Below are 21,704 nucleotides of genomic sequence, written 5' to 3'. Positions count from 1 at the left end.
CGGCGCGCGCGGGTCGTTGGCCCGCGCGCCTCAACTCAGGTGTTTGCGCCGCGCATGCACCCAGGGCGCGGCCAGCGCGCCGATGGCGCCGCCGGCAAAGCCCAGCGAAGCCGCCACGGCGGCCGCTTCGATCGCCCCCGGCAGGGCCAGCGCGGCCACCACCAGCAGCAGCGATGGCAACCCGATGAAGGTGGCCATGAAGTAACGCCAGCGCGGTGACCACGTGCCGACCTGGAGCAGGCTGACCGGCATCCAGGCTTCGCCGGAGGCGTCCTGGGCAACCTTGGCCGCCACCTTGCCCAGGTCCGCTTCGACCGGCCCCTTGCCACCCCGCGCGGCGGCCAGCATCGCGGCCACCTCGTCGACCGCCGGGAAGCTGGTCGGCCAGGTCTGCGGCGCGTTGACGCCATAGGCGGTCAGCAGCGGCACGCTGATCCACGGCGCCAGCAGCGGGCGCACGTTGCGACGGTCCAGCACGCACCAGATCTGCGTCACCCCGTGCGCGGTGACGCTGTACAGCGCCAGCTGGGCCGCCGCCGGATACGGCAGCAGGTGCACGCGCGCGGCCATGCTGTCGTAGCCCATCGCGCGCAGGAAGCCCGGGCGGGTGCGTCCTTCGTGCGCCCAGGCCAGGCCGAGCGCGCCGACCAGGTAGGCCTCGGCAGGATCCTTGGCGCCGGCGCTGGCGCGATCATCGCTGGCCAGGAAGAACCCCAGTGATTTGGGTTCTTCCACGTCATGCTGGTCCCAGCGGCCGGCATCGCCCAGCACGTGTTTGAGCGGCAGGCGCGCCGGGGCGGTTTCGTCCTTGCCGGCGTTCTGCAGGAACGGCACCACGCTCAGCACGAAACCCTGCAGGTCCACGCCACGGATGCCGCTGCCCTGCCACTCGACCGGAATCAGCCCGGGCAGGCTGCCCTGGCGTGCCAGCGCATCCAGCTGCACCTTCTGCTCCACCAGCTTCTGCACCGCGGCCTTGAGCAGCACGTTGTCGGGCACGGACACCATCGGCAGGCGGTAGCGGATCGACCCCGGCGCCGGGGTCCCGCCTTCGCCATCGAGCGCATCCGGTGCGGTCTGGTCATCCAGCAGCACGTCGACCGGCGGCAGGCTCACGCCGGTCGGCGCATCAAGGGAAACATCGGTGGTGCTGTCACTGGTGCCCGGCTGCATGCGTCGAATTCCGTCGGTTGTCCGCCACGAACAGCGCGGCATGAGGTCCTTGGGGGTAGCGGCAGGGCAGCGCACAAATTGAGGGCAAAAAAAAGGCCGCGGAATCCGCGGCCTCTTCGATCACGGCGCCTTCGGCGGCGCCCATTGCTTCATGAAGGCGAAGAAGCGGCCACGGTCGTAGCCCTTCTTCTGCCCCTTGTCGGCTTCCAGCTCGCCGGTGAACTGCGAGTGCAGCAGCTTGCCGTCGGCGTCGAGCACGAACAGGTGCGGATAGCCCTTCACTGGCGGGAACTGCGACAGGAAGGCCACGTTCTCGTTGTCTTCGCTGTAGTTGACCTTCATCCAGACGTAGTTCGCATCGCGGAAGCTGCGGATCTCCGCATCACCCTCGATGAACCCGTCCATCAGATGGCACCACGGGCACCACTCACCGCCCACGTCCAGGATGATCCGCTTGCCGCCACGCTGGGCCTCGACCTTGGCCTCGACCTTGGCCGTGGCCAGGTCGGCGACCGGATCGCGGGCCGGATCGAACTGGGCGTTCAGCGCCGCGATCGCGGCGATGTCCGCCGCGGCCGGGGTGTTGCCCGAGGCCACCGGTACGCCGGGATCGGCGACCGGGGCTTGCTGTTCGGTGGTATCCAGCGGCTGCGCAGGCGCTGCGGTGGGTGCCGACGAGGGCGAACAGGCGGCCAGCAGGCCGGCCACGATCATCGACATTCCCGCAGCTTTCATGCGCATCGCAGACCTCACTTGACGCCGTGCATCAGCTTGTTGATCAGCGGCGCGACCAGGAACAGGACCACGCCGGAGCCAATCAACGCCCAGAAGCCGAAGGTATAGCCCTTCAGCGCCGATTCCACGGTCATGCCGCCTTCGCCACTGACCACGCCGGCGAAGATGCCCGACAGGTTGTTGCCGATGCCGGTGGACAGGAACCAGCCACCCATGCCGAAGCCGACCAGGCGCACCGGGGCCAGCTTGGTCACCATGGACAGACCGATCGGCGACAGGCACAGCTCACCGACGGACTGGATGACGTAGACCATGAACAGCGTCCAGAACGGAATCTTGCCGTCCACGACCATGCTCGACAGGGCCACCATCAGCAGCGCGAAGGCCGCGCCGTTGAACAGCAGGCCCAGGCCGAACTTGCGCGGGATCGACGGGTTGGCGCGGCCCAGCTTGATCCAGATCCAGGCGATGATCGGGGCCAGGGTGATGATCGCCACCGAGTTGACCGACTGGAACCACGCGGTCGGGAATTCCCAGCCGCCCAGGTTGCGGTTGACGATGTTGTCGGCCAGGAAGGTGAACGAGCTGCCGGCCTGTTCGAAGAACATCCAGAACATCACGTTGAAGGTGAAGATGATCAGCATCGCGATCACGCGGTCGCGCTGGACCTTGCCTTCACGGATGCCTTCGACCAGCAGCAGGATGCCCAGTGCGATGAACATCACACCCAGGATCCAGGCCAGCGCGGTGGCGCCGGTGGAGAGCAGGAAGTAGGCGACCGGAATGGCGATGATCGCACCGACGAACACCATCACGATGCGGCCGAAGCCTTCGGCACCCGCCGGCGGAGCGCCGATGCCCTTCAGGCCGGCACGGCCGACATAGAACCAGGCCAGGCTGATCAGCATGCCGATGCCCGAGGCGATGAAGACCATCTTGTAGGACGGCATCGCCTGGGTGCCGAACACGCGCTCGGCCAGGTACTGGGTCAGCACCGGGGCGATCATCGCGCCGATGTTGATGCCCATGTAGAAGATCGTGAAGCCCGAGTCGCGGCGCTCATCCTTCAGGCCGTACAGCTTGCCGACCATGGTCGAGATGTTGGGCTTGAACAGGCCGTTGCCGATGATGATCGTGGCCAGGCCCAGCTCGAACACTTCTTTGTTCGGCATGGCGACCATGAACAGGCCGGCGGCCATGATCACCGCACCGGTCAGGATCGAGCGCTGATAGCCCAGTACCCGGTCGGCGACGTAGCCACCGAAGATGGCCGCGGCGTAGACCAGCGCCAGATAGGCGCCGTAGGTCCGGCTGGCCGCGGCCTGGCCGGCCGAATCACCGTCGAAGAACTGCGCGACGATGTACAGCACCAGCGCCCAACGGATGCCGTAGAACGCAAAGCGTTCCCAGAATTCGGTCATGAACAGCATCCACAACGGGCGCGGATGGCCCAGCGTGGTCTTGAACTCCGGCAACGCCGGATCGGGAACGGATTTCGCGGCGGCGTCTACGCTCATGCGGGATTCCTGGGTTCGGTGGAAGACATGCACGTCCGATGTGCGAAGGCAGCGCGGGAGAATCCCAGACCAACCACGTTCACGTCAAATACACGCCAATGTGTGCAGCTGGCGGCACGGTCGCTGAACTTGCATCTGCAACTGCCGGCCCGGGACCGGCAGCGCAGCAACGGCGGGGCCTGCCGCACCGTACGGCGGATGGACGGGGCAAATATGAATAGGCTTATTGCGACCGCTGCCCGATTACGCGTCCGGCGGCATCGGGTCGTCGTTGCGGATCGTGGTGCGCACCTGGAACAGCTCCGGGAAGAAGGTCAGCTCCAGCGCCTGGCGCAGGAAGCCGACCCCGCTGGAGCCGCCGGTGCCGCGCTTGAAACCGATCACCCGCATCACGGTGCGCATGTGACGGAAGCGCCACAACTGGAACGCCGTCTCCAGATCGACCAGGTCTTCGCACAGCGAGTACTCGCGCCAGAAGCGGTCGGTGTTCTGGTAGATCCGCTCGAACACCGGGTGCAGCGCATCATCGGCCACGTGTGGCTGCTGCCAGTCGCGGCCCTGGTAGCCGGCCGGGACCGGATGGCCGAAGCGGGCCAGGTAGCGCAGGAATTCCTCGTACAGGCTGGGCGCGTGCAGTACTTCCTGCAGCTGGGCCTGGCCGGCCGGGTCATGCGAGAACACCTGCAGCATCTGCGCGTTCTTGTTGCCCAGCAGGAATTCGATGTAGCGGTACTGCAGCGACTGGAAGCCCGAGGACGGACCGAGCACGTCACGGAAGCCCATGTACTCCGAGGGGGTCAGGGTTTCCAGCACCGACCACTGCTCGGTCAGCTGGCGCAGCACCTGCTTGCTGCGCGCCAGCACCTTGCGGCATTGCCAGACCTCGTCGCGCTGCAGGAACCCGATCGCCGCGCGCAGCTCGTGCGCCAGCAGCTTCAGCCACAATTCGGAGGTCTGGTGCTGGATGATGAACAGCATCTCATCATGGTGCGGCGGGTTGGACAGCGGCTGCTGCGCCGACAGCAGCTGGTCCAGGCGCAGATAGCCGCCGTAGGTCAGCCGCCCCTCCAGATCGGTGTGGATACCAGCTTCGAGATCGCGTTGGTTCTTGTCGACGGACATGGCGGGGACCACTAAAGGGGCTGAAAGGGTAGCGCAGTGACCGGGTTGCCGCGCAGCCGGCCGTCAGCGGCTCAGCGCTCCACCAGATCGGCCGAGCCTACGATCCTGACGCCGGGCGTCGGCACCAACGCCGCCTCGACCAGTGCGGCAGCGATGGTCTCGGCCGGATTGATCCGCCACGCGCGCGGCAGGACCGGGGCGAGCACGCCCAGCACCACGCTGGCCAGATGTTCGCCGGTGCGCCGTTCGGCACGCTCACCCCCGATCAGGCCGGGGCGGACCAGGGTGAGCGACGGATAGTCCAGTGCCCGCAGGTCCTGCTCCAGCCGGCCTTTGACCTGGTTGTAGAAGATCCGCGAGCCCGGGTCGGCGCCCATCGCCGAGTTCAGCGCGAAGGCATGCGCGCCATGCGCGCGTGCGAGCCGCGCCACGGCCAGCGGAAAATCATGGTCGACCCGTGCGAACGCCTCCTGGCTGCCGGCCTGCTTGATCGTGGTGCCAAGCGCACAGATCACCGCATCCACCGCCCACCAATCGGCCTCGGCCGGCAGCTGCGCGAAATCCACCACCGGATTGAGCAGCGCCGCATCCGTGGTATCCAGCGCGCGGCGGGTCGGGGCGATCACCGCATCGCAACGCGGGTCGTCCAGCAGTTGCCGCAGCACATGACCACCGACCAGTCCGGTCGCACCCACCAGCATCACCTTCATCGCATTCTCCTGCCGTCGCCGTGCTTACCATCCTGCCATGCATGACCGGTTCAAGGCCGGCCCCGCTGCGCCGATACTGTTCCCACCTCTCCACCGCGCCGGCCTCCGGCCGTGCCCTGCAAGGATCTGCCGCATGACGGACCCGCACGACGCTCCCCCCAGCCCCGGCACCGCCGTCGGGCGGCTGCTGTCGCGGCGGCAGAGCGTGGGCACCGGGGTGGACGCCGCCGGCGAACCGGCCCCCGGGCCCAAAGGCGGCAGCAGCGCGATGCTGCAGCGGCTGTTCGCCGGCATCGATGCGCCCGAGCCGCTGCTGGCCGCGTTCGCCAATGGCATGTCCACCCTGCCCGGCGAACTGGGCGACATGGGCCTGCGCCTGCAGTCGGCGCAGCGCAGCGCCGACTGGGTCAGCTACGGCCGCGCGATGCGCCAGCTGATCGACAAGTACATCCGCACCATCGAGCAGGAAACGCCCGACGGCCAGCCCGACAGCCTGCGCCTGCGCGAGCTGCTGCGGCATACCGTCGGGGTGACCGTGGCCAGCCTGCTGCAGAACATGCCCGAGCTGCGCGAGGAGCCGGTGCAGCTGGCCGGTGAACTGCGCCACTGGCATCCGGGCCAGCCGCTGCAGCCGATCGAACAGCGCCTGCGCGAGCTCTCGCACCAGATCGGCGTGCGCAGCGATGGCTGGCAGGAGCAGCAGGAGCTGCTGCTGAGTCTGTTCGATCTGCTGTTGGACAATATCAGCGAGCTGCTCGATGACAGCAGCTGGCTGCACGGCCAGGTCCACGCGGTGCGCTCGCTGATCGGCGGCCCGCTGGACCGCGATTCGGTCGAACAGGCGCGCGCCAACCTGCGCGAGGTGATCTACAAGCAAGGGCTGCTCAAGCAGGGCATCGTCGAATCCAAGGCGGCGATGAAGAACGTCATGGGTGGCTTCATCGAACGCCTGGACGGCATGGCCGTGAGCACCGGCGAATACCATGACCGGATCAGCAGCTACGCGCTGGCCCTGAAGGAAGCCCGCAGCATCGCCGACCTCAACCAGCTGCTGCAGGACGTGCTGCAGGACACCGGGCGCGTGCAGGATCAGGCCCTGCAGGCGCGCGATCACCTGGGCAATGCGCGCCGCGAAGTGGAACAGGCCGAACAGCGCATCGCCGAACTGGAGCAGGAGCTGCGCGAGGTGGCCGGGTTGATCCGCACCGATCCGCTGACCGGCGCGCTCAACCGCCGCGGTCTGGACGAGCTGCTGGAACGCGAACTGTCGCGCGCCGCCCGCCACGGCCATCCCTTGGCGCTGGCCCTGCTGGATCTGGACGATTTCCACCAGACCAATACCCTGCACGGCCATGCCGGTGGCGATGCGGTCCTTCGCCACCTGGTGGGTGTCTGCCAGCTGCACCTGCGCAGCAGCGATGCCATCGCCCGGCTGGGTGGCGATGAGTTCGTCCTGCTGCTGCCGGAAACGCCGGCGGCGGACAGTATGTCCACCCTGCTGCGGTTGCAGCGCTCGTTGGCGCAGCGGCCGCTGCCGCTGGACGAACAGCGCGTGCCGGTGCATTTCAGTGCCGGGCTGGCGCAGTGGCAACCGGGCGAGCCAGCCGAGGCGCTGCTGCGGCGCGCCGATGCCTCGCTGTATGCGGCCAAGCGGGTCGGCAAGAACCGCGTCCTGGCGGCCGAGCCGCCGCGCTGAGCCCGCGCCTGTGATATTCCGCGCAGTGGCGCGAATCACCCGGGTATGGACATGACACGGCCCGGTACCGACATCGATCTGCGCCCGCACTTCGCCGCGCTGCTGGAGCAGCACCGCGGCATCGTGCTGAAGGTGGCGCGCGGCTATTGCCGCCACCCCGAGGATCGGCTCGATCTGGTCCAGGAGATCAGCGTGCAGGCGTGGGCGGCGTTCGAGGATTTCGACCCGGCAAGGGCCCGCTTTTCCACCTGGCTGTACCGGCTGGCGCTCAACGTGGCGATCTCGCAATGGCGCCGCCAGCAGCATCGGCAGCGCCACCACGCGCCGCTGGACGACGCGCTGCCTGCCGTCACCACCAACGAGCGCGCGCCGCCCGAGCAGCGCCACGCCCTGCACCAGCTGGAGGTCGCCATCCATGCGCTGCCGCCGCTGGACCGCGCCCTGATGCTGCTGCACCTGGACGATCACGACCACCGGCAGATCGCCGAGGTGCTGGGCATCAGCGTCGCCAACGTCTCCACCCGCCTGCACCGCCTGCGCCAGCAGCTGCGTACGCGCCTGAACCCCACCGACTGAGAGCCCCGCCATGCAACCGGATGAACTCAAGCACCTGTGGAACAGCGTCGGCACCCCCACCGATGCGCAGGAAACCTTCGCGCTGGAGGCGTGGCGCAGCCATCGGCAACGCAGCGTTCAACGCCAGCTCGGCCTCTTCAGCCTGTGGCAGGGACTGCAACTGGTGGCCTGGCTGGCGTTGGCGGTCTACTGCGGCAGCCAATGGTGGCAGCAGCCACCGCTGGCGGTGATGCTCAGTGCGCTGGCGCTGCATGCGTACTGCATCGCGGTGATCATCGCCAGCATCACCCGGCTGCATCGCCGCCGGCAGTTGCAGCCGACGCAGACCGTGGTCGAGCAATCGCGACAGCTGGCCGCGCTGCGCCGGCACACCGCACTGACCGAACTGCTGCTCGGCCTGCCCTGGTGCTGGCTGTGGCTGGCGGTACCGGTGCTGGTGGCCTGGCAGGCCTGGGGCGTGGATCTGGGCGCCTTCGCGGCGCCGTGGCTGCTGGCCTCGCTGGCCGCAGGGACGCTGGCCATGCTGGCCGCGTTGATTCTTGCGCGTCGCTGGGTCCAGCGCGCACCGGGCTCGCCGTGGCTGCAGCGGGCGATCGATGCGCTGTCCGGCCGCCGGCTGGCCCGCGCCCGCGCCGAGCTGGAGGCCCTGCGCGGCTGGGAGCCGGCCTGACGCGCGTGCCCCTCAGTGCGCGGGCTTGGCCCCGCGCAGCTTCTGGAACCCGGTCACCGCCGCCAGGACCACCGCGCCGATCACCACCCCGACGATCACGTTGCCCAAGGCGTTGATCAACCAGCCCCAGCGGCCGTCACCGCCCATCTCCAGGATGGCGTGGTGCAGCGGCGCGATGCTGTGCACCAGGATGCCGCCGCCGACCAGGAACATGGCCGCGGTGCCGGCCACCGAGAGGAACTTCATCAGCCACGGTGCAGCGACCAGCAGCCCACGGCCGACCGCGGCCAGCGCCGCGCCCTTGCGCGACAGGTACAGGCCCAGATCGTCCAGCTTGACGATGCCGGCGACCAGACCGTAGACGAACACCGTCATCGCCAGCGCGATCACCACCAGCGCGCTGACCTGGTTGAGGAACGGTGCGCTGGAAACCACGCCCAGCGACAGCACGATGATCTCCGCCGACAGAATGAAGTCGGTGCGGATCGCGCCCTTCACCTTGTCCTTCTCCCACGCGACCATGTCCACCTTCTCGTCGGCCAGGGCCTTGGCCCGCTCAGCCTTGCGCTGCGCATCCTCGTCGCGCGAATGCAGGAAGCGGTGCGCCAGTTTCTCCACGCCCTCGTAGCAGAGGAACGCGCCGCCGATCATCATCAGCGGGGTGATCGCCCACGGCAGCCAGGCGCTGATCGCCAGCGCGGCCGGTACCAGGATCGCCTTGTTGACCAGCGAGCCCTTGGCCACTGCCCAGACCACCGGCAGCTCGCGGTTGGCACTGACCCCGGTCACCTGCTGCGCGTTCAGCGCGAGGTCGTCGCCGAGCACGCCGGCGGTTTTCTTGGCCGCCACCTTGGTCAGCACCGACACATCGTCCAGCAGGGACGCAATGTCATCGAGCAACGCGAACAGACTGGCACCGGCCATGGTGGATCCAAAGGAGGAAGCGGGAGCGCCGATTCTGACCGATCCGAGCCCTGTCGCGGTAGCGGGTGCGGATTCACCAGTCCACCACTGCCACCCGGCCACACTGCCGGTGATCGTCGCCCCGGAGTCCTGCTTGAATACCACGCCCGTCGTCCCCGGTTCGCCGTCGCTGGTCAAGGGCATGAACCGCCGCAGCCAGATTCTGCGCCTGCTGTTGCGCTACCGTAATTCCGGCGTGTTTTCCGGCATGAACCTGGACGCAGGCGCGGTCCACGATGTGCCACCGGAGGGCAACCCGGAGCAGTTCGTCACCGACCTGGAGTCGCTGGGGCCGACCTTCGTCAAGCTGGGCCAGATGCTCTCCACCCGCCCGGACATGGTGCCGGTGGAGTTCGCCACGGCCCTGGAGCGCATGCAGGAGAACGTCGCGCCGATCCCGGTCGAGCGCGTCGCGGCGATCATCGAAAAGGAACTGGGCGCGTCGGTATCCAAGCTGTTCGCCAGCTTCGACCCGGTGCCACTGGGCTGCGCCTCGATCGCCCAGGTGCACCGCGCCGAGCTTCACGATGGCCGCCAGGTCGCGGTCAAGGTGCAGAAGCCGGAGGTCGCCGCGCAGCTGCGCTCGGATCTGGAGGTGCTGCGCAGCTTCGCGCTGGCCGCCGATCATCTCACCCAGGTCGGCCGTCGCGTGCGCCTGCGCGACTGGCTCAATGAGTTCGCCAAAACCCTGATGCAGGAGCTGGACTACCAGGCCGAGGCCGAGAACCTGCAGCGCTTCGGCCAGCACCTCAAGCCGTTCAAGCCGCTGTGGGTGCCGCAGCCGATCTGGGATTACTGCAGCCACCGCGTGCTGACCATGGAGCTGGCGCAGGGCGTGCGCGTGGACATGATCCCCGATGTGCGCCGCACCGAGCAGCCGATGGCACCGCTGGCCGCCGCGTTGATCCGCGGCTATGTCGACCAGATCTTCGTGCATGGGGAGATCCATGCCGATCCGCATCCGGGCAACCTGCGCGTCACCCCGGCCGGGCGCCTGGCGATCTTCGACCTGGGCATGGTCGCGCACATGCCGCCGCGCCTGCGCGAGCGCCTGTTGAAACTGCTGTTCGCCGCAGTGGACGGGCGCGGTGAAGAAGTCGCCGATGAAATCATCGGCATCAGCACGCGGCTGGAGTTCTTCGATGAGGAGCGCTATCTGCGCGAGACCGGGCAGATCATCGCGCGGTATGCCGCCAACAGCAGCTTCTCCGAGGGCCGGGTGGTACTGGACCTGGTCCGCATCGCCACCGCCAGCGGCCTGCGCACCCCGCCGGAGCTGAGCCTGCTGGGCAAAGCGCTGTTGAATCTGGAAACCGTGTGCCGGCTGCTGTCGCCGGACCTGGATACCCGGCGCATCGTGGAGAAACAGCTGCAGCATGTGATGCGTGCGCGCCTGAAGAAATCGCTGTCGGCCGCCAACCTCGCCAGCGAGGCGATGGAGATGCAGCAACTGCTGCGCGATGGGCCGCGCAAGATGACCGACATCCTCGCGCTGCTCGCCGAGAACCGCCTGCAGATGAAGGTCACCGGGCTGGAAGAATCACGCCTGATGGAAAACCTGCAGAAGATCGCCAACCGCGTCTCTGCCGGCATCGTCACCGCCGCCCTGATTCTTGCCGCGGCGATGATGATGAAGGTCGATACCGGCTGGCATCTGTTCGGTTATCCCGCCATCGCGTTCACCTTGATGTTGATCGGCGTGTTCCTCGGATTGGGCATCATCCTCAGTGCGCTGATCTTCGATCGTCGTGCGCGCTCGAAGGAAGAGCGCGGGCACCGCTGACGCACCTGCCGCGCGTACCACGCATTCAGACACAACGAAAAACACCACGGATAACGCACGATGCACTGCAGCATCGTGCGCCCTTCTTCACGCGTGTTTTACGTCGCATATCGCAGTGCGATGCGTCTGTACGAATGTCGTTTTCAACAAACATTTCAGTCAGGTTCGTGCAGGCATGATCGAGTCATCGGCTTGTCATGCATGTGTGGTTGGGACAGCCGGTCGGATGGGACATACGTCGTCATGACGTCCATCACCACCTGTCTCCACTGCCAAAAGTGCTTATGCTCTGGATCCTGCTGCTGTCTCTGTTGCTGCTCGCCTGGCTGTTCCTCGCATCTGACACATGGGTGTGGTGGAAGGCAAGCCTGATGTCATTGCTGCTGCTGACCCTCAGTGCGTGGTGGTTGATCAACAAGCTGTCCGGTGATGGTCTCAATGCCGCCACCCTGTACCACCTCGGTGCGGACATGGAAGGCGCCGGCATCGCCGATTTCAAGCACTACATCGCCGGCTTCATCGCACTGGCCCTGCTCTCGTTGTCCCCGCTGCTGCTGGCCCGCTTCCGTCGTCGGGATCGCCGGGCACATGGCAAGGCGGTGTTCGCCGGGTTCATGGCGATGTGGTTCGTCGCGATCGTGGTGAGCCCGCTCTACAGCGATGGCCAGCGCCTGTACCAGCAGATGCGCCCGGTCGACTACAGCATGGTCAAGGCCGAGTACCGCGTGCCGCAGCAGCCACTGACCAAGCCGCGCAACATCGTGTGGATCTACGGTGAAAGCCTGGAGCGCACGTATCTCAATGAAACCACCTTCCCGGACCTGATGCCCAACATCAACCGGCTGGCCGCGCAGTCGCTGGACGTACGCGGGCTGGTCTCGGCCGAGGGCGGTGGCTGGACCATCGCCGGGCTGGTCTCCTCGATGTGCGGCGTGCCGCTGACCACCGCCAAGGAAGATGAGAACAGCATGGGCCGCATGGGGAGCTTCCTGCCTGAGGCGGTCTGCCTGGGCGATTATCTCAAGCAGCAGGGCTATACCAATCACTACCTGGGCGGCGCCAACGGCCAGTTCGCCGGCAAGGGCCAGTTCCTGGCCACGCATGGCTTCGATACCGTGGACGACCTGGCCTGGTTCAAGCAGCAGAAGATCACCCGCGCGCATTTCTCGCCGTGGGGCGTGCATGACGATGTGCTGCTGGACAAGGCGTACGACCGCTTCGTGCAGCTCTCGCGCAAAGGCGAGCCGTTCATGCTGACCACGCTGACCATGGACACCCATCACCCGGCCGGTCACCTGCCCGTGGCCTGCAAAGGCACCCGTTACCAGAGCCAGCACGGCAACATCGGCATGCTCAACGCACTCAAGTGCACCGATGGGCTGATCGCCAAGCTGGTCGACCGCATCCAGGCCAGTCCGTACGGCGAGGACACCCTGATCGTGATCGCCTCCGATCACCTCGCCATGCCCAACGATCTGAGCCATATCCTGGCCAAGCAGGACCGCGAGAATCTGCTGCTGTTCCTGGGCAAGGACATCGCCCCGCGTCAGTTGACCGCGCCGGCCGGCTCGACGCTGGACTCGGGCGCCACCCTGCTGAGCCTGATCGACCCGGCCATCGATTCGATCGGCTTCGGCCGCTCGCTGCTGCACCCGGAGCGTTCGGACAGCGCCAGCGCCGCGGTGTTCCGCGACAACGGCACGGACTATCCGCGTTACCTCGCGTTCTCGCGCTCGCTGTGGCTGGGCGACAAGACCCGCCAGCTGCGCATCGATGACGACAACCAGGTGGTGATCGGCCTGCAGCATGTGCAGCCGCCGGTGCTGCTGGAGTACGACAAGCACTGGGATCTGAAGTCGGTCTACCTGGAGAACACCTCCAAGCAGTTCGATCTGGCCGACCCGTCCAGTACGCTGGCCTACGTGGACCGCTGCACTGCGTTCGAAGACGGCTCGGCCGATGGCGACTGGTGCGCGATGCTGGTCAACCAGGACAAGGGCATCAAGCTGTTCCGCGATGACCAGCTGCGCGGTGGCGTGGCCGTGGATGGCCCGCTGGATCCGTTCAACGGCCCGCGCCCGAGCATCCGCCAGGCGCACATGATCACGCAGAAGGGCCGCCGCACCCGCGCCGGCCAGTACATGGTGCAGCTGGTGACCAAGCAGTCGCCGGACCGTGGCTTCTGGATCGAAGCGGTCTCCTCGCAGCGCAAGGTGGTGGTGGCCCAGCAGTGGGTGCAGCCCGATGCCGAGGGCCGCATCAACCTGAGCTTCGGCCTGGACCATGAGGTCGATGACCTGGAAGTGCGCGCCTGGTTGAACCACGCCGAGAAGCTGGCCGTGGATACCTTCGCGCTGGTGCCCTCGCGCCGCGGGAACCGCGGCTGACGGCCGGTGCCGGCCATGGGCCGGCACCGGTTTCTTTACGCGTCCGGGTCCGGCTGGGCGGCCGGATCGCGCACCAGATGGATATCCGTCGGCGCCGACAGCGCGATCCCGGCGGCGGCAAACCTCTGCAGCATCGTGAAGTACAGTTCGCTGCGTGCGCCGTATACCGCACGCGGGCCCGACACGTAGGCGAAGCTGTTGATCGCGATCTGCCCATTGGCGATCGAATCGATGAACACCGACGGCGCCGGATCGCTCAGCACGCCCGGGTGATCGGTGTACGCATCCAGCAGGATCTGCCGCAATGCGGCCACATCGGTGTTCAACGGCACCGAGAACTGGATCTGGATCCGGCCCTGCGCGTTGCCCATCGTCATGTTGCGGATGGTCTTGGTGATCAGCTCGGAGTTCGGCACGATCAGGGTCGACTTGTCGCCCACCTGGATCTCGGTCGAGCGCACGCTGATCCGCTTGATGTCGCCTTCCTGGTCGCCCAGCTTGACCCAATCGCCGATCTTCACCGGCCGCTCGGCCAGCAGGATCAGGCCGGAGACGAAGTTCTGGGTGATCGCCTGCAGGCCGAAACCGATACCCACCGACAGTGCGCTGACCACCAGCGCCAGTTTCTCGAAGCCGATCCCCAGCGCGGTCAGGCCCCACAGCACCGCGGCGATGATGCCGAGGTAGCGGGTGACGGTGCTGATCGAGTTGCGCGCACCGGCGTCCAGTTCGGTCTTGGGCAGGTAGGTGTCGCTCAGCCAGCGCTGGAACGCCTGCATGACCGCCCATACCACCAGGAACACCAGCACCGCATACATCACGGTGCTCGGCCTGAGCGTGGTCTCACCGATCTTCAGGCCACCGGACAGCGAATCCAGCCCACCGAGGAAGGCGTTGAGGTTGCCGAACGGTGCCGCCAGCGCCAACAGGCCGAGCAGGATCACACCGACACGCAGCACCGCCGACAGCAGCACGCCGGCCTGCTCCACCCGTGCCTCGCTGAGCCCGGTGGTCAACACGATGGTCTGCCCGGCACGGCTGCTGGGCGCCAGGGCCCAGGTGGCCAGGTCATCGGCGAACTTGAGCAGCAGCGAGACGGCCATCAGCACCACTGCGCCCCAGACCAGTTGCTGGGCGACGAACAGCGCGAAGTTGAGATAGCCCAGCAGGGTGGCGATCACCGCCGCTGCCACGGCGATGTGGCCGGCCAGGCGCGCGAGCAAGATCCAGCCGCTGCGACGGGGTGCGCCGCGTACCTTGCCATCGCCACCGGCGCGGGGATCGGCACGCGCTTGGGCTTCGGCAGCTTCGGCCGCCTGGCGGTTGTGCATGCGCGCCAGCGAAACCAGGATCGCGATGATCAGCCCCATGTAGGTCAGCGCGATCAGCCCGTCCACGGCGACCGTGGTCACCTCGCTGGTGCGTGCCGCACGGTCCAGGGCAACCAGCATGATGCTCAGCCAGGTCAGGCCGGCCGCACCCCAGGCGTACTTGCGCAGGCGCCAGGCCGCGCTGTCATCCAGCGACAGCAGCCGCCACGACGGCCGCTTGGGCACCAGCAGGCAGGCACTGAGCGCAGCGATGAAGGCCGCCACGAAGGTGGCCACCTCGAAGGTCTCGGCCACCGACTGCAGACGCGCCGGGATCGCCCCAATCGCATCCAGTGATTCGATCAACGCAACTGCGGCCAGGCCGGGCAGCAGCGTGCCGACCAGCAGCAGCCAGACCGCCAGCCCGGAGCGGCGCAGCCGTCCATCCGGTGCCCGCTCGGAGGCGGCGAAGCGCCGGCCCAGCGCGCGCAGCCACAGCCGCAGCGGAAAGAACATCACCAGGGCCACGCCCAGACCGATGAGCGGCGCGGTCCAGCCGTGCCTGGCGATCGCCTTGCGCGCGGTGTCCACGCCCATGTGGTACAGGATGGCCAGGCGATCCACATCCCCCGGCACATCCTTGGCGAAGCTGCGCCACAACGCGGGCGACAACGGCGAGGCGACTTTGCGCGTCAGCTGCTCGCTGAACTGGGTGACCCGCATCTTCTCAATGCGCTCGCCGAGCTGCTTGGCATCCACCGAAAGCAGTTTGGCGCGGGCGATCTGCGCGTTGATGTCGGCCTTCTGCTGGTTAAGCGCCTTGCGCTGCCGGCTGACTTCCGGCGGCTCGACGGTGCCTTCGGCCACCTCGCCGAGCTGGGACAGGCGCGCGTCCACCTGCTTGAGCAGCGGGTCCAGCGCACTCTGCAGGCCGTCCGCATCACGCTGGACGGCCAGGGCGCGGTCGGACAGCGTCTTGAGGGTCTCGGTGGTGGCCGCATCCTCCAGGTCGTCACTGATGGACCGGAAGGTCTTTTCGGCTTGGACCAGCTGCTTGGCAGGGTCCGGATCCGGATCGCCGGCCTGGGCCAGCGCGATCGGCGCGGCCCCCAGCCAGGCCAACAACAGCAGCCACGACAACGACCGCACCACACACGAAGAATGACGAAGCGACACGCCAGCACCAACGGTTCGCGCGGACCACCGCGCCTGCCCGCGACTATAAACCGGGCCCCGTTCAGAACAGGTATGCGGCCGCTCAGTACTTCAGGCGGAGCTCTTCGACCTGCGGCTGCAGGCGGGCGTACCAGTCCTGGAACTCTTCTTCGGTGATCTCTTCGGGCGCGTAGACCGCGATCTCGTCCCAGGCGTGATCGGTCGGCAGCGGCTGCCGCGGCCCGGCGCGCAGGGTGTAGGTCACCCCGTCATGGTCGACCACATCATCGGCCGTCTCACGTTGTTGGCGGGCAAAGCCGGTTTCGCTCTTGAGCAGGATCACCTGGTACATCCGCATCTCCATCGCTGTTGAAAGAAGCGCTCATGGCGCTCCGCCCCAGCATAGCGCCGCCCACCCGGCCGCAGCATGACGCATCGACAACGCAGCGTTCTCGACCCCGTACTCGCCCCGGCTTCACCCGGCCGTGGCAGCAGGCCCGGCATCGTGGGGTCGCATTCCCACCAGCCGTTGCCCATGACCACACATCCCGACCTGAAAACCGTTCCCGACCTCAAGCTGCCGCGTTACCTGGGCACCTGGTACGAGATCGCCCGCCTGCCGATGAAGCACGAGCCGGAAGGCTGCACCGATGTGTCCGCGCATTACAGCCTGAAAGACAACGGCCATGTCGCCGTGGTCAACCGCTGCCGCATGGGCAACGAGATCGAGGAAGCCGAGGGTGAAGCCTGCCCGGTCGACAACGACACCGCGCGGCTGGAGGTCAGCTTCCTGCCCAAAGGCCTGCGCTGGCTGCCCTTCACCAAGGGCGACTACTGGGTGATCCAGATCGCGCCGGATTACAGCGTTTCGCTGGTCGGCAGCCCGGACCGCAAGTTCCTCTGGCTGCTCTCGCGTACCCCCACGCTCGACCGCACCACCCAGGAACACTACCTGGCGCAGGCGCGCCTGCAGGGCTTCGACCTGACCGAGCTGATCCAGACCCCGCATACCGGCCACCCCACCGCTTGAGGCTGCAATGGATCTGAAGAGCGGTTACCCGTTCTGGGCCGTGCGCAACGGCCTGATGCATGCGTTTCCACCGCTGGAAAACGATCTGAACTGCGAGGTGCTGGTGGTCGGTGGCGGCATCAGCGGTGCGCTGATCGCCGATGAGCTGTGTGCGCACGGCCATGATGTGGCGCTGATCGAACAGCGCGACATCGGCTGGGGCAGCACGGCGGCCAGCACCGCGCTGCTGCAGTATGAGATCGACACCCACCTGATCGACCTCGCCCAACGCTACGGCGAGGACGCCGCCGTGCAGGCCTACCAGGCCTGTGCCGAGGCGATTCCGGCCATCTGTACGGTGGCCGCGCCGTTCCGCGATGTGGACTGCCACCGCATGGCCAGCCTGTACTACGCGAGCAAGCGCGGGCATCAGGCGGTGCTGGCCGAAGAGTGCGCGCTGCGTGCCAGGCACGGCTTCGAGGTGCGCTGGCTGGACAGCGAGGCGGTCGGGGACGAGTACGGCATCCGAGCGCCCGGGGCGATCCTCAGCGCGCTGGCGGCACGCATCGATCCGTACCGGCTGACCTATCGCCTGCTGATGCGGCTGCACACGCGCGGCTGCGGGGTCTACGACCGCACCGTGCTCGATGCCCTCACGCCCACGCCGCGCGGCGTCACCGCCACCACCCTGGGCGGCGCACGCATCCGCGCCCGCCACGTGGTGCTGGCCACCGGCTACGCCGGACAGCGCTGGCTGAAACCCTCGGTGGCGCGCAACCGCAGCAGCTACGCGTTCATCACCGACCCGATCCACCCGGATCTGCTCGGCCCGCTGCGCGAGACGATGGCCTGGGAATCGGCGCGGCCCTATCTCTATCTGCGCAGTACCGGCGACAACCGGCTGCTGATCGGCGGCGAAGACGACGCCATCGATCTCCCGGCGCGGCGCGACCGGCGTGTGGAGAGCAAGACCGGCAAGCTGCTCAAGAAGACCGCCAAGCTGTTCCCGCACCTGCCACTGCAGCCGGCGTTCTCCTGGGGGGGGCACCTTCGCCGAGACCCACGATGGCCTGCCCTTCTTCGGTCCGCACCCACAGAGGGGGCCGCGGGTGCTGTTCGCGATGGCCTACGGCGGCAACGGAATCACCTACTCCATGATCGGCGCCGGGCTGCTGCGGGCGCAGATCGAACGCCGCCGGCATCCGCTGGCCGAGCTGTTCGGATTTGACCGGTTGGGCTGAGTTCCCCTTGCAACGCACGCCATGACAGGCATCATTCAAACTACGGCTGCTAGCGTCAGCGCTGTCGGCCGTCCCGCCTGTCCGCTCCGGAGCCTCTCATGATCCGCCTGCTTCCCCTGCTGCTGTGCCTGTCCCTGCCCGGTGTGGCGCTGGCCCAGTCTGCTGCAGGCGCCACCGGCCCGCAGTCCGCCACCGGACTGGACCTGAGCATCCCGGACGCGCCGCTGCAGTACCTGAGCGATCAGTCCCTGCGCGGCGATCCGCCCGGCACCTTCTACGGCGACCGCACCGGCCGGCGCTCCACCGACCGGGCCGCCAATGGCATTGCCCATGTGACCGACGACAAGCTGCGGGTCAACGGCAGCTTCACCACCGGCATCGGCTATTCCGAAAATTACGGCAACAGCCATTACAACGCGGCCGAGCTCAATCTGAGCAAGAACTACACCACCGATGAGGGCAACACCCGCAACGTCAACGTCAACATCCGGGTGAGCGAGGGCAAGGGCCCCGGCTTCTTCGGTCCGTATGGCTATGACGGCTTCGGGGGTTACGGCGGTTACGGGCGTGGCCCGGGCTACTGGGATTACCCGGCGCGCTGGTAAGCGCTGCCGCCCCAGGTACTTGCGCGGACGGCCGGGGAAACCCGGCCGTTCGTGCATCCAGCGCGCGGTGGCGTGGCCGGATCAGTCCCACCAGCCATCGCGCTTGCTGGCCAGCACGCGGCCATCGTGGCCGCTCATGCGCACTTCCACGCGCTGGTTGCGGGCATTGCGCGCATCCAGGGTCCAGGTGGCGCCATCGCGCTCGAGCGACTCGATCTGCGTCAGCCCGGCCTTGCCGGCCAGCGCCAGGATCTGCCCGGCATCCAGCAGCGCGCGGCCGTCACGCGGGTCGAAGATCTCGCCCTTGGTGTCATCGATGATCACTTCATCGACGGTGCCGTCCTTGCGGGTCACATCCGCCTCCCACACGCCATCGTCGTGCTCCAGCTCGTGCACCTGGGTGTAGCCGGCCGCGCTCAGCTTGGCCTGCACCTGGGCGGCGGACAGGTTGGCGGCGAACGCCGGGGTAGCGAACAGCGCAGCGGCCAGGGCGGTCGCGGCAATCATCGTCTTCATGGGAATCCTTGAGGGGGCGCCGGTCCATTCCGGCACCGCCAGTGTGGTCATCGCGCCTAACCGGACCATGAGCGCGACTGTTAGATACTGTTTAGACATCCCCGGTATACCGGTGGCCTGCCCTTTGCCCTGCGTGCCCGTATGTCCGCCCTGTCCCTGATGCTGCCCCTGCTGTTGAACCTGGCCCCGCAGGACCCGATGCGGGTGCTCGACGGTGGCAGCCGCCAGCAGGACAGCGTGCGCCAGGCGGTGCGCCAGGGCCGTTTCGTGCCGCTGGAACAGGTGGTCGCCGATGCGCTGCGGCGTTACCCCGGCAAGCTCATCGAGGTGGAACTGGATGACGACACCTACGAGGTCGAGATCCTCGGCCCGGACGGCGTGGTGATGGAGCTCGATTACGATGCCGCGACCGGCCGCCTGCTGAAAATGGAAAAAGACTGATGCGCGTGCTGCTTGCCGAAGATGACGCCCTGCTCGCCAACCGCCTGCAGGCGCTGCTGGAAGAAGCCGGTTACGTGGTCATCCACAGCGCCGAGGGCCGTGACGCCGAGTACCAGGGCCAGATCGAGGACATCGCCGCCGCCGTGGTCGACCTCGGCCTGCCCGGCCTGGACGGACTGAGCGTGATCGAGCGCTGGCGCCAGGCCGGGCGCGACTTCCCGGTGCTGGTGCTGACCGCCCGCGCGCGCTGGCACGACAAGCTGGCCGGCTTCGATGCTGGTGCCGATGATTACCTGACCAAGCCGTTCCAGCCCGAAGAACTGCTGCTGCGTCTGCGTGCCCTGATCCGTCGCAGTGCCGGGCACGCGCATCCGCGCCTGCAGTGCGGCCCCCTGGTGCTGGACGTCAATGCCGGCCGCTTCGAACTGGACGGCGCGCCGCTGGCGCTGAGCGCGCAGGAGCACCGCATCCTCAGCTACTTCATGCACCATCCCGATACGGTGCTGAGCCGCGCGCGACTGGGCGAAAACGTCTACGAGGATGGTTTCGATCCGGACTCCAACACGCTCGACGTACTGATCGGGCGCATCCGCCGCAAGCTCGGCCGTGAGTTGATCCACACCCACCGCGGCCAGGGCTTCCGCCTGTCGGCGACGCCATGACCACCGGCTCGCTGCGAACCCGCCTGCTGGTCGCCGGAGGCCTCGGTCTGGTGCTGGTCTCCGCCTTGGCCACCTGGTGGCTGGGCGCGATGTTCGAGCGCTCGGCACGCACCGCGATGGACATGCGCCTGGACAACGATCTGGTCGCGGTGCTGGCACTGGCAGAAAGCGATGCCAACGGCCAACTGCACTGGCGCGACACGCTGGCCGACGAGCGCTACCGGCGCGTGTTCTCCGGCGATTACTGGCAGGTCCTGGATCAACAGGGCGGTCCGCTTGGGCAGTCGCGCTCGCTGTGGGACGACACGCTGGCCGCGCCGGTCGCATTGCGCCCGGGGCCCGCGCAGGCCTTCGACGCCATCGGACCATTGAAGCAACCGCTGCGCGTGCTGGCCCAGCAGGTCACCCTGCCCCGTGCCGCCGCGCCGGTGATCGTGATGGTCGCCACCGACCGCAGCCAACTGGATGCCCAGGTCGCCAGTTTCCGGCAGCGCACCGCACTCGCCCTGGCCGTGCTGATCGCGCTGTGGTTTGCCGTACTGGTCACCCAGGTGCATTACGGCCTGCGGCCACTGGCCGACCTCGGCCGCATCGCCGGACAGGTGCGCAACGGCGAAAACGTACGCTTCCCGCAGCAGGGGCTGGTCAAGGAGGTCGCGCCCCTGGCCGGCCAGCTCAATGCCCTGCTCGACCATCACCAGCGCATGGTGGCACGCGCGCGGCGCAGCGCCGAAGACCTCGCGCATGCGTTGAAGACCCCATTGACCGTGCTCACCACCGAAGCCGAGGGCGACGGCAGCGACTGGCGCCAGACCCTGCGCAGCGAGACCGCGCGCATGCAGGCCAGCATCGACCGCTATCTGGCTGCAGGCCTGGGCGCGGACAGCCAGCAGCGCACGCCGGTGGCGCTGGTGGTGAGCGCGTTATGCGGGCTGATGCAGCGTGTGCATGCCGCGCGCGCGCTGCATTTCACCTGCGACGGCAACGAGGCCAGCGTATTTGCCGGTGCACGCGAAGATCTGGAAGAGATGCTCGGCAACCTGCTGGACAATGCCGGCAAATGGGCCGCGCAGGTGGTGCGCGTGGAGGTGGCGCAGCGCGATGGACAGCTGCGGATAACCGTGAGTGATGACGGTCCCGGACTTCCCGCGGAGCAGCTGGAGCGCGTGCTGGAACGCGGCGTGCGACTGGATGAGCGCACGTCCGGCAGTGGATTGGGATTGTCGATCGTGGCCGACATCGCCGAAAGCTACGGTGGCACGCTGGTCCTGGCTAATGCAGCGCCGGGACTGCGGGCGACGGTGACGTTGCCAGCAGGCTGACCAACCCCCGGTAGAGCCGACCGTTGGTCGGCTGCCTTTCGCGAACACCCGAACGCACCCAGGTGCGCGCCAGCTTGCCAGCATTAGAGCACCTGCTACGAACACCGGTCG

The 21,704-nt window shown here is 67.5% G+C and carries 19 protein-coding genes and 1 pseudogene; 11 read left to right on the top strand and 9 right to left on the bottom strand.

What is annotated here, in order from left to right:
• Positions 1–30: 30 nt before the first annotated feature.
• The 5 genes from AC07WC_RS10635 to AC07WC_RS10615 all read right to left on the bottom strand — a co-directional run bounded on the left by AC07WC_RS10635 (position 31) and on the right by AC07WC_RS10615 (position 5,257).
• Positions 31–1,173 carry a hypothetical protein gene (locus tag AC07WC_RS10635; protein ID WP_495209974.1) on the bottom strand — a complete coding sequence of 381 codons (1,143 nt, stop codon included), beginning with the start codon at positions 1,171–1,173 and terminating at the stop codon, positions 31–33.
• Between the two features lie 120 nt (positions 1,174–1,293).
• Positions 1,294–1,914, bottom strand: a complete 621-nt coding sequence (locus AC07WC_RS10630; protein ID WP_495209973.1) for a thioredoxin fold domain-containing protein — start codon at positions 1,912–1,914, stop codon at positions 1,294–1,296.
• Positions 1,915–1,922: 8 nt separating this feature from the next.
• Positions 1,923–3,425 (bottom strand): peptide MFS transporter, encoded by a 1,503-nt coding sequence (locus AC07WC_RS10625; protein ID WP_495209972.1) that lies wholly within the window; start codon positions 3,423–3,425, stop codon positions 1,923–1,925.
• Positions 3,426–3,668: 243 nt separating this feature from the next.
• Complete coding sequence (locus AC07WC_RS10620; RefSeq protein WP_495209971.1) at positions 3,669–4,547, bottom strand: tryptophan 2,3-dioxygenase; 879 nt, start codon at positions 4,545–4,547, stop codon at positions 3,669–3,671.
• 71 nt (positions 4,548–4,618) lie between these two features.
• On the bottom strand, positions 4,619–5,257 hold the full coding sequence (locus tag AC07WC_RS10615; RefSeq protein WP_495209970.1) for a Rossmann-fold NAD(P)-binding domain-containing protein: 639 nt from the start codon (positions 5,255–5,257) through the stop codon (positions 4,619–4,621).
• A 133-nt stretch (positions 5,258–5,390) separates the two neighbouring features.
• Here AC07WC_RS10615 and AC07WC_RS10610 point away from each other — a divergent pair, with 133 nt between their 5' ends.
• Genes AC07WC_RS10610 through AC07WC_RS10600 form a run of 3 tightly spaced genes read left to right on the top strand, consistent with a single transcriptional unit; the run spans position 5,391 to position 8,199 of the window.
• Positions 5,391–6,953, top strand: a complete 1,563-nt coding sequence (locus AC07WC_RS10610; protein ID WP_495209969.1) for a GGDEF domain-containing protein — start codon at positions 5,391–5,393, stop codon at positions 6,951–6,953.
• A 45-nt stretch (positions 6,954–6,998) separates the two neighbouring features.
• Positions 6,999–7,529 (top strand): RNA polymerase sigma factor, encoded by a 531-nt coding sequence (locus tag AC07WC_RS10605; RefSeq protein WP_495209968.1) that lies wholly within the window; start codon positions 6,999–7,001, stop codon positions 7,527–7,529.
• Positions 7,530–7,539: 10 nt separating this feature from the next.
• A complete protein-coding gene (locus AC07WC_RS10600; RefSeq protein WP_495209967.1) occupies positions 7,540–8,199 on the top strand; it encodes a hypothetical protein in 660 nt (219 codons plus the stop codon).
• Between the two features lie 12 nt (positions 8,200–8,211).
• On the opposite strand, the gene AC07WC_RS10595 is transcribed toward AC07WC_RS10600, so the two are convergent.
• Positions 8,212–9,123: a DUF808 domain-containing protein gene (locus AC07WC_RS10595; RefSeq protein WP_495209966.1), complete on the bottom strand. Its 912-nt coding sequence runs from the start codon at positions 9,121–9,123 to the stop codon at positions 8,212–8,214.
• 181 nt (positions 9,124–9,304) lie between these two features.
• Here AC07WC_RS10595 and AC07WC_RS10590 point away from each other — a divergent pair, with 181 nt between their 5' ends.
• Both AC07WC_RS10590 and AC07WC_RS10585 read left to right on the top strand, forming a co-directional pair.
• Complete coding sequence (locus AC07WC_RS10590) at positions 9,305–10,945, top strand: ABC1 kinase family protein (RefSeq protein WP_172407541.1); 1,641 nt, start codon at positions 9,305–9,307, stop codon at positions 10,943–10,945.
• A gap of 284 nt (positions 10,946–11,229) precedes the next feature.
• On the top strand, positions 11,230–13,332 hold the full coding sequence (locus AC07WC_RS10585) for a phosphoglycerol transferase I (protein ID WP_495209965.1): 2,103 nt from the start codon (positions 11,230–11,232) through the stop codon (positions 13,330–13,332).
• 35 nt (positions 13,333–13,367) lie between these two features.
• Here AC07WC_RS10585 and AC07WC_RS10580 read toward each other — a convergent pair whose 3' ends face one another.
• Together AC07WC_RS10580 and AC07WC_RS10575 are read right to left on the bottom strand one after the other, a co-directional pair.
• A complete protein-coding gene (locus AC07WC_RS10580; protein WP_495209964.1) occupies positions 13,368–15,818 on the bottom strand; it encodes a DUF3772 domain-containing protein in 2,451 nt (816 codons plus the stop codon).
• A gap of 82 nt (positions 15,819–15,900) precedes the next feature.
• The gene (locus AC07WC_RS10575) at positions 15,901–16,149 is read right to left on the bottom strand and encodes a hypothetical protein (RefSeq protein WP_088433844.1); all 249 of its coding nucleotides are present in this window, start codon (positions 16,147–16,149) and stop codon (positions 15,901–15,903) included.
• 183 nt (positions 16,150–16,332) lie between these two features.
• On the opposite strand from AC07WC_RS10575, the gene AC07WC_RS10570 reads away from it, so the two are divergent.
• The 3 genes and pseudogenes from AC07WC_RS10570 to AC07WC_RS10560 all read left to right on the top strand — a co-directional run bounded on the left by AC07WC_RS10570 (position 16,333) and on the right by AC07WC_RS10560 (position 18,652).
• The gene (locus AC07WC_RS10570; protein WP_293981496.1) at positions 16,333–16,827 is read left to right on the top strand and encodes a lipocalin family protein; all 495 of its coding nucleotides are present in this window, start codon (positions 16,333–16,335) and stop codon (positions 16,825–16,827) included.
• A 7-nt stretch (positions 16,828–16,834) separates the two neighbouring features.
• Positions 16,835–18,047 (top strand): annotated as a pseudogene (locus AC07WC_RS10565) (NAD(P)/FAD-dependent oxidoreductase).
• A 98-nt stretch (positions 18,048–18,145) separates the two neighbouring features.
• The gene (locus AC07WC_RS10560; RefSeq protein WP_088433546.1) at positions 18,146–18,652 is read left to right on the top strand and encodes a hypothetical protein; all 507 of its coding nucleotides are present in this window, start codon (positions 18,146–18,148) and stop codon (positions 18,650–18,652) included.
• A gap of 81 nt (positions 18,653–18,733) precedes the next feature.
• Here AC07WC_RS10560 and AC07WC_RS10555 read toward each other — a convergent pair whose 3' ends face one another.
• Positions 18,734–19,168 (bottom strand): PepSY domain-containing protein, encoded by a 435-nt coding sequence (locus AC07WC_RS10555; RefSeq protein ID WP_070426134.1) that lies wholly within the window; start codon positions 19,166–19,168, stop codon positions 18,734–18,736.
• 141 nt (positions 19,169–19,309) lie between these two features.
• Between AC07WC_RS10555 and AC07WC_RS10550 the strand changes: the two genes are divergently transcribed.
• Genes AC07WC_RS10550 through AC07WC_RS10540 form a run of 3 tightly spaced genes read left to right on the top strand, consistent with a single transcriptional unit; the run spans position 19,310 to position 21,593 of the window.
• Positions 19,310–19,609 carry a PepSY domain-containing protein gene (locus AC07WC_RS10550; RefSeq protein WP_495209963.1) on the top strand — a complete coding sequence of 100 codons (300 nt, stop codon included), beginning with the start codon at positions 19,310–19,312 and terminating at the stop codon, positions 19,607–19,609.
• Positions 19,609–20,271: a response regulator transcription factor gene (locus AC07WC_RS10545; protein ID WP_495209962.1), complete on the top strand. Its 663-nt coding sequence runs from the start codon at positions 19,609–19,611 to the stop codon at positions 20,269–20,271. The genes AC07WC_RS10550 and AC07WC_RS10545 overlap by 1 nt, the downstream gene beginning before the upstream one ends.
• Positions 20,268–21,593: a sensor histidine kinase gene (locus tag AC07WC_RS10540; RefSeq protein WP_495209961.1), complete on the top strand. Its 1,326-nt coding sequence runs from the start codon at positions 20,268–20,270 to the stop codon at positions 21,591–21,593. Before AC07WC_RS10545 ends, AC07WC_RS10540 begins: the two co-directional genes overlap by 4 nt.
• Positions 21,594–21,704 lie beyond the last annotated feature (111 nt).

This window comes from Stenotrophomonas sp. GW821-FHT01H02A (assembly GCF_059422145.1).
The sequence above is the reverse complement of the archived record's forward strand: the minus strand, read 5'-3'. Positions and strand labels throughout refer to the sequence as shown.